Origin of the sequence: uncultured Campylobacter sp., from assembly GCF_938045345.1 — a bacterium.
In the GTDB taxonomy this organism is placed as follows: domain Bacteria; phylum Campylobacterota; class Campylobacteria; order Campylobacterales; family Campylobacteraceae; genus Campylobacter_B.
Genome location: NZ_CALIMS010000041.1, coordinates 1 through 3,648, shown reverse-complemented (window position 1 = coordinate 3,648; position 3,648 = coordinate 1). Strand labels below are relative to the sequence as shown.

Here is a 3,648-nt window from a genome sequence, read left to right as displayed (position 1 = left end):
TCGATGAGGAGATGGATCTCATGGCGCTAACCACCAGCGGCAAGATGATCCGCGTCGATATGCAAAGCATCCGCAAAGCGGGTCGTAACACCAGCGGCGTTATCGTCGTAAATGTCGAGGGCGACGACGTAGTGAGCATCGCGACCTGCCCGAAAGCCGAGGAGGGCGATGAAGGCGATGAAGGCGAGCTTGCGCAGGATGAAAATTTATTAAATTCAAATTTAGATAGCGAAGATTCGCAGAGCGACGGCCCTAGCGATAAAATTTTAAAAGGAGGAGAGGATGAGTAGTTACAATATCGCCATCGTAGGCGCTACCGGCGCCGTAGGCGAGGAGATTTTGCGCGTCTTAGACGAGATGAACTTTCCCGTAAAGGACATACTGCCGCTTGCAAGCGCAAAGAGCGCGGGCGAGAAGGTGGAATTCCGCGGCAAAGAATACGTCGTGAAGGAGCTTACCGACAGCACTTTCGATGAAAACGAGATCGACATCGCGTTTTTTAGCGCGGGCGGCTCCATTTCGGCGCACTATGTGCCATTTGCTGCGGCAAGCGGCGCGGTGGTGATCGACAACACGAGCCACTTTCGCATGCAAGAGGACGTCCCGCTCGTCGTGCCTGAGTGCAACCCGCAGGATATAAAGCTATGGGAAGAGACAGGCATCATCGCTAATCCGAACTGCTCGACCATTCAGATGGTTCAAATTTTAAAGCCGCTTGACGATGCGTTTGAAATAGAGCGCGTGGACGTAAGCACCTACCAAGCCGCCAGCGGCGCGGGCAAAGAGGGTATGGAAGAGCTCGTGTTTCAGCTGCAAAAATTCTTTGAATTTAAGCTTGATGAGTGCAAACCTAAAGTTTTCGCGCACCAGCTAGCATTTAACGTCATCCCGCACATCGACGTATTTTTGGACAACGACTACACCAAAGAAGAGATGAAGATGGTGAACGAAACGCAGAAAATTTTGCATAAAAATTTCGCCGTTTCGGCTACCTGCGTGCGCGTGCCGGTACTTCGCAGCCACAGCGAGGCGATCACTATAAAATTTAAAAAGGATTTCGAGATTAGCCGCGTGCGCGAAATTCTAAAAAACGCGCCTAGTATCGTGCTTGCAGACGATCCAAGCAAAAAGCAATACCCGATGCCGCTGCTTTCGAGCGATACGAACGAAACCTACGTCGGCAGGCTCCGCAGGGACAATTTCGACGATAAAATTCTGCATCTTTGGTGCAGCGCCGATCAAATCCGCGTCGGAGCGGCTACGAACGCCGTGCGCATCGCGCTTCGCTGGATAGATATGCAGCAAGACAAGTAAGATAAATTTAGCAGAGTTGCCGAGACTTTGTGCGCGGATACGGTTGCGCGCGCGGTTTCGGCGCCGAGGTCTGGCGAATAAATTTGCAAATCAGCCTAGTTAAAATTTAACGCCGCGAGCTGAAATTTTGTGCCTTTAACCTGGCGCAAAATTTTAAAGACTCAAACGGACGCGACTAAATGGGGTAAATTTACGCGATTGCAAACGAGCGTAAATTTAAACGAACACTTCGGCATAGAGCGGCTTTTAAATTTATACATTCGTTTGCGGAGCGCTATACCCTCCACCAATAGGCAAGTTCGAGCGGTTTTAAATTTATACGTCCGCTTGCGGAGCGGCTACCCGAATTAAAATTTAAGGAAGAAATGAAAGCTATATTTGAAAAATTTTTGCTTTGTAGCAAATCTCTAACGCTTCTGCCTGTTATTTTTTGTGTTGCGGCTAGTGCGACGATATTTGTGATGGCAAGCTACGAAATCGGCTCGGCGCTTTATAAAATCGTGGAATTTTTCCTAGCCCCGCAGAGCGAGCGAGCGCTTTATATTGGCATTTTAAGCGAAATAATAACGGCGATCGATCTGTATCTGGTCGCCATCGTGCTGCTAATCTTCGTATTTGGAATTTATGAGCTGTTTATTGACGAGTTTGTGGATCTAAATTTACAAGTTTTAAAGATCGCCTCGCTGGATGAGCTGAAGCACAAACTCGGTAGCGTCATCATAATGGTGCTCGTAGTGGATTTCTTTAAGCGAATTTTACACACCGATTTTACTACCCCTTTGGATATGATTTTGCTAGCAGGGGCTATCTTTGCGGTTTGTTTGGCTTTGTATATTTTGAGTAAATTTAAAGGATAAAAATGGTTTTCATCGACGCATGCTTCGGCAAAGAGACCCCATACACGCCCATTTGGATGATGCGCCAGGCGGGGCGCTACCTGCCGCAATACATGGCGGTGCGCGAGAGGGCGGGCGATTTTTTGAGCCTGTGCCGCGACTATCGCGCCGCTAGCGAGGTGACGATCCAGCCCGTGGAGATTTTGGGCGTCGATGCGGCGATCTTATTTAGCGATATTTTGGTCGTGCCGATGCAGATGGGGATGGATCTGCGCTTCGAAGCGGGCGAAGGGCCGCGCTTTAGCAATCCGATCCGCTCTCAGGGCGATTTGGCGCGCCTTGATCCGCAAAAGGCCGCGGCGGAGCTCGGATACGTTTATGATACGATCTCGCTTACTCGCTCGCGCCTTGCCGCGGATAAAGCGCTCATCGGCTTTTGCGGCGCGCCGTGGACGATCGCTACCTACATGATCGAGGGCGGCGGCAGTAAAAATTACGCCGTTTGCAAAAGGATGCTCTACGAAAATCCGCAGCTTCTGCATGAAATTTTGCGCCTCGTTACGGAGGCGACGAAGCTTTATCTGGCGCGCCAGATCAGCTCGGGCGTCGATGCGGTGCAGATCTTCGACAGCTGGGCGGGCGCGCTGGAGCCGAGCGCGTACGAGGAGTTCGGGTGGCGATACATCCTAGAAATCACGGAATTTTTAAAGGCGAAATTCCCGCATATCCCGCTCATCGTCTTTGCCAAGGGCACGGGCGCACAGATGTCGCGGCTGAGCCGTATCGCGGCGCAGCGAGGCGAGGCGAGCTTTGACGTATGGGGCGTGGATTGGAGCACTCCGATTGAGCTTGCGCGCGAGCAGCTCGGGGACAAATTTGTGCTTCAGGGCAACCTGGAGCCGATGCGGCTATACGACCGCGGCGCGATAGAATCGGGCGTGCGCGATATTTTAGCGTCGATGAAGGGTGCTGCGCATATCTTTAATCTAGGGCATGGAATTTTGCCCGACGTAAGCGTGCAAAACGCCAAATATCTAGTGGATCTGGTGCACGAGCTAAGCGCGCGCTGAAACCGGATTTTGCGAGAGCCTGCTTGCGGCGCGCCGCTGTGAAATTTCATAGAACGTAGTTTAAAATTTTGCCTGTTTGGGCTGCTTGATTTGCTTCTGCGAGATTTTTCCCGCTGCCCATAATTTTAAATTTTACACCGCTTTCACGCCGTCAAAATAGCTCGCGGAACGCAAAGCTTTAAAATTTTAAAATTCTACGCCGTTTTGCGCGGCGGTATCGCTAAATTTTAAAATTTAGCGCAATTTGAAATTTTATGCTGCTTTTACGCCGAGCGAGGCTTAAAATTTTACGCGCTATGTATGCGGCGGCGTAAAAATACCGCGAGCTTGCAAGCTTAAATTTAGCTTGCGCTTTAAATTTATAGCTCGCACGCCCTAAATTTAAGGATAAATTCAAAACTCTAAGCTTAAAATTTCATCGTAGCGGG

Annotated in this window: 4 protein-coding genes; all 4 read left to right on the top strand. The window is 50.2% G+C overall.

All coding sequences use genetic code 11. The annotated features are described in order from the left end of the window. On the top strand, nt 1-290 hold a 290-nt coding region (locus tag Q0144_RS07925; RefSeq protein ID WP_298063116.1), incomplete at its 5' end, for a DNA gyrase C-terminal beta-propeller domain-containing protein. Continuing rightward, nucleotides 283-1,314: an aspartate-semialdehyde dehydrogenase gene (locus Q0144_RS07920; protein ID WP_298063114.1), complete on the top strand. Its 1,032-nt coding sequence runs from the start codon at nt 283-285 to the stop codon at nt 1,312-1,314. The genes Q0144_RS07925 and Q0144_RS07920, both read left to right, overlap by 8 nt. 365 nt (nt 1,315-1,679) lie before the next feature. After that, complete coding sequence (locus Q0144_RS07915; RefSeq protein WP_298063113.1) at nt 1,680-2,171, top strand: YqhA family protein; 492 nt, start codon at nt 1,680-1,682, stop codon at nt 2,169-2,171. Nucleotides 2,172-2,173: 2 nt separating this feature from the next. Beyond that, on the top strand, nt 2,174-3,220 hold the full coding sequence (gene hemE, locus Q0144_RS07910) for a uroporphyrinogen decarboxylase (RefSeq protein ID WP_298063110.1): 1,047 nt from the start codon (nt 2,174-2,176) through the stop codon (nt 3,218-3,220). The last annotated feature ends 428 nt before the right edge of the window (nt 3,221-3,648 follow it).